The 3,751-nt window shown below is 64.2% G+C and carries 2 protein-coding genes; both read right to left on the reverse strand.

The window, feature by feature from the left end; genetic code table 11:
• Positions 1-2,804: error-prone DNA polymerase (locus tag MOV74_RS33575; protein ID WP_246931279.1), on the reverse strand; the 2,804-nt coding region annotated here is incomplete at its 3' end.
• A partial coding sequence (locus tag MOV74_RS33580) for a DNA polymerase Y family protein (RefSeq protein ID WP_246931280.1) occupies positions 2,801-3,751 on the reverse strand: 951 nt, incomplete at its 5' end. The genes MOV74_RS33580 and MOV74_RS33575, both read right to left, overlap by 4 nt.

Here is a 3,751-nt window from a genome sequence, read left to right on the forward strand (position 1 = left end):
AGTGCTTCGCGGCGGTCGAGACCGAGCGAGCGGAAGGCGTCGGCATCCGCCAGCAGGATCAGCGCGCGCTTGGGCAGGCCGGTGTCGCGGGCGAAATCCTCGAGCGAGGTGAAGGGCCGCCGGGTGCGCGCGGCGACGATGCGGTCAGCCCAGTCCAGCACCCTCTCCACATTGTCATTCCGGGGCGATGCGTCAGCATCGAGCCCGGAATCCATTCCGCCAGGCGTGTGCGGCCCGATGGATTCCGGGCTCGCGCTACGCGCGCCCCGGAATGACGGCTGGGAGCGCTTCAGCCGCTCCTCATCTTCATCCAGCCAGTGGAAGCCGTCGATCTGGCGGAAACCCAGGCGCACGGCGCAGTATCTGCCTTCAGTATTCTCCAGCGTGTTTTGCGCAAAGCTGTAGGACACGTCGATGTCGCGAATCGCGACGCCGTTCTTGCGGGCATCGCCGACGATCTGCGCCGGCGCGTAAAAGCCCATGGGCTGCGAGTTAAGGAGCCCGCAGCAGAAGGCATCCGGGTGATAATGCTTCAGCCATGACGAGATATAGACGAGCTGCGCGAAGCTTGCCGCATGGCTCTCCGGAAAGCCGTAGGAGCCAAACCCCTTGATCTGGTCGAAGCAGCTCCTGGCGAAGTTGGCATCGTAGCCGCGCGCTACCATGTTTCCGATCAGCTTCTCCTCGTATTGGCCGATAGTGCCGACATTGCGGAAGGTCGCCATCGAGCGGCGCAGGCCGTTGGCTTCCTCGGAGGTGAATTTTGCTGCCTCGATGGCAATCCGCATCGCCTGCTCCTGGAACAGGGGTACGCCTTTCGTCTTGTGCAGCACCTTGTAGAGTTCGTCTGCGGGGCCATGCTCGGGCGATGGCGAGGGATAACGAACCTCCTCCTGACCATTCCGCCGCCGCAAATACGGATGCACCATGTCGCCCTGGATCGGCCCGGGCCGCACGATCGCGACCTCGATGACGAGATCGTAGAAGGTCCGCGGTTTCAGCCGCGGCAGCATGTTCATCTGCGCGCGGCTCTCGACCTGGAAGACACCGAGCGACTCCCCGGCACACAGCATGTCGTAAACCTTGGGATCGTCCTGAGGAACGCTCGCCAGCACGAAACGCTCGCCCTTGTGCTCGTCGATCAAGTCAAAGCACTTCCTGATGCAGGTCAGCATGCCCAGCGCGAGCACGTCGACCTTCATCATATGAAGCGCGTCGACGTCGTCCTTGTCCCATTCGATGAAGGTACGGTCGTCCATCGCGGCATTGCCGATCGGCACATAGGTGTCGAGCCGGTCCTGCGTCAGCACATAGCCGCCGACATGCTGGGAGAGATGGCGGGGGAATTCGATCAGCTCGGTCGCAAGCTCGACCGCGAGGTTGATCATGGGATTTTGCGGATCGAGGCCGGCCTGCCTGACCTGCATGTCGTTGAGGCCCTTGCCCCAGCTTCCCCAGACGGTGTCGGCGAGCGCGGCGGTGACGTCCTCGGTCAGGCCCAGCGCCTTGCCGACGTCGCGGATGGCGCTGCGCGGACGGTAATGGATGACGGTGGCGATGATCGCGGCGCGGTGGCGGCCGTAGCGGCGATAGACATATTGCATCACCTCCTCGCGCCGCGAATGCTCGAAATCGACGTCGATATCGGGCGGCTCCAGTCGCTCCTTGGAGATGAAGCGCTCGAACAACAGATCGACCTTGGTCGGATCGACCGAGGTGATGCCGAGCACGTAGCACACGGCCGAATTCGCCGCCGATCCCCGCCCCTGGCACAAAATGTTCTGGCTGCGCGCATAGTGCACGATGTCGTGCACGGTGAGGAAATAGTGCGCGTATTTCAGCTCGGCGATCAGCGCGAGCTCCTTCTTGAGCGTCGCGCGCAACTTGTCATCGATCTTGCCGCCGAAATATTTGTCGACGCCCGCCCAGGTCAAATCCTCCAGATGCCCTTGGGCGGTCTTTCCCGGCGGCACCGGCTCGTCCGGATATTGGTACTTGAGCTGGTCGAGCGAGAAATCGATCTTGCCCGCAAAGCGCATGGTCTCCGCGATCGCTTCAGGAAAATCGCGGAACAGCCGGGCCATCTCCCGCGGCGTCTTCAAGAACCGTTCGGCATTGGCTTCCAGCTTCCGTCCGACCGCCTCGATCGTGGTCTTTTCCCGGATACAGGTCAGCACGTCCTGAAGCGGACGGCGGCCGGCATCGTGATAGAGCACCTCGTTGGTCGCGAGCAGCGGCACTTTTGCCTTTGCCGCGAGATCATCAAGCCCCGCCAGGCGGCGCCGGTCATCGCCGCGATAGATCAGGCTCGCCGCCAGCCATACGCCCTCAGCGCTGCTTGTCCTGAGCTTGGCAAGAACATCCAGCGCCTGCGCCGGCTCGAAGCGATGCGGCAGCGTCAGGATCAAGAGCTGGCCTTCCGAGAATTCCAGGAGATCGGCGAAGGTGAGACGGCACTCGCCCTTCTCGATGCGCGTGATGTCGTCGCCGCGCTTGCCCCTGGTGAGAAGCTGACAGAGCCGGCCATAGGCCGCACGGTCGCGCGGATAGACAAGAATGTCGGGGGTGCCGTCGACGAAGACGATGCGTGCGCCGATCAGGAGCTTCGGCTTGTGCAGCACCTTGTCGTTGTCGAGTTCCTTGTAGGCCCGCACCACGCCGGCCAGCGTGTTGTGGTCGGCGATGCCGATCGCGGGAAGGCCGAGCTTGCTCGCCTGATGCACATAGGCGCGCGGATCCGAGCCGCCGCGCAGGAAAGAGAAGTTGGTGGTGATGCCGATCTCGGCATAAGCTGATGTGTTCATGCGAAGAGACCGTGCACATACCAGCCCGGAGGAGTGGGCTTGCCCTCGGCATCGAAGCACTCCCCCTCGTAAAGACCGTCGCGAAAGATCCAGAAGCGCAGGCCCTCGGCATCCTCGATGCGGAAATAGTCCCGCGTGAGCTGCTTGCCGTCCTGGCGCCACCATTCCATCGCGATGCGCTCGGGCCCCTCCACCCGCACCACCGCATGCAACGCGCGGCGCCAGGTGAATTGATGCGGCGGACCATCCGGCACGGCGGCGAACGGCACCTTGATCGGCTCCGGCTTGTCGAACAGCCTTAAGGGGCGCAGCGGCGGCTCGCTCTCGACACGTGCGGGCCATTCGGCCTGCATGGCGGCAGCGAGATGATGCTGCGCCGGCGCGGCCGTCGCCGCACATTCAGGGATATGGGTGTCCTGCGGCAGGTGCACGACGACGCGCTTTCCGCCGATGCGCGCGGCGATACGATCGATCAACGCGGCCAACTCGTCATTGTCGTGGACATGGGCATCGAGATCGCGCTGCTCCTGCACCACGATCTCGGTGCGGCTCGCCGACAGGCGCACCATATCGAAGCCGAAGCCGGGGTCGAGCGGATCGGCGAGCGCATCGAGCCGCTCGCGGAACAGCCGGTCGATCACCGCGCTTCGCGTTACGGGGCGTCCGGTCTCGACCATGATCGCGCGCACCACGCCGTCGGTGCGGAAGAACGCCGCCTCGAGCCGGCGCGCGCCCTTGCCTTGTTTCTCCATGGAGGCGATCAGCGTGTCGGCGAGCCGCGACAGCGTCATCGCGATCATGGTGTCGGTCGCGATCGGCTCGGCAAAGCGCTTCTCCACGATGTAGTCGGGCAGCGGTTTGCGCGGACTGATCGGGGCATCGCCCTGCCCCAGCGCATGGGCGAGCAGTGTGGAGAACCGCGCGCCGAACCGCGCCGTGATTTCGCC

Source organism: Bradyrhizobium sp. SHOUNA76, assembly GCF_023006445.1.
Classification (GTDB): Bacteria; Pseudomonadota; Alphaproteobacteria; order Rhizobiales; family Xanthobacteraceae; genus Bradyrhizobium.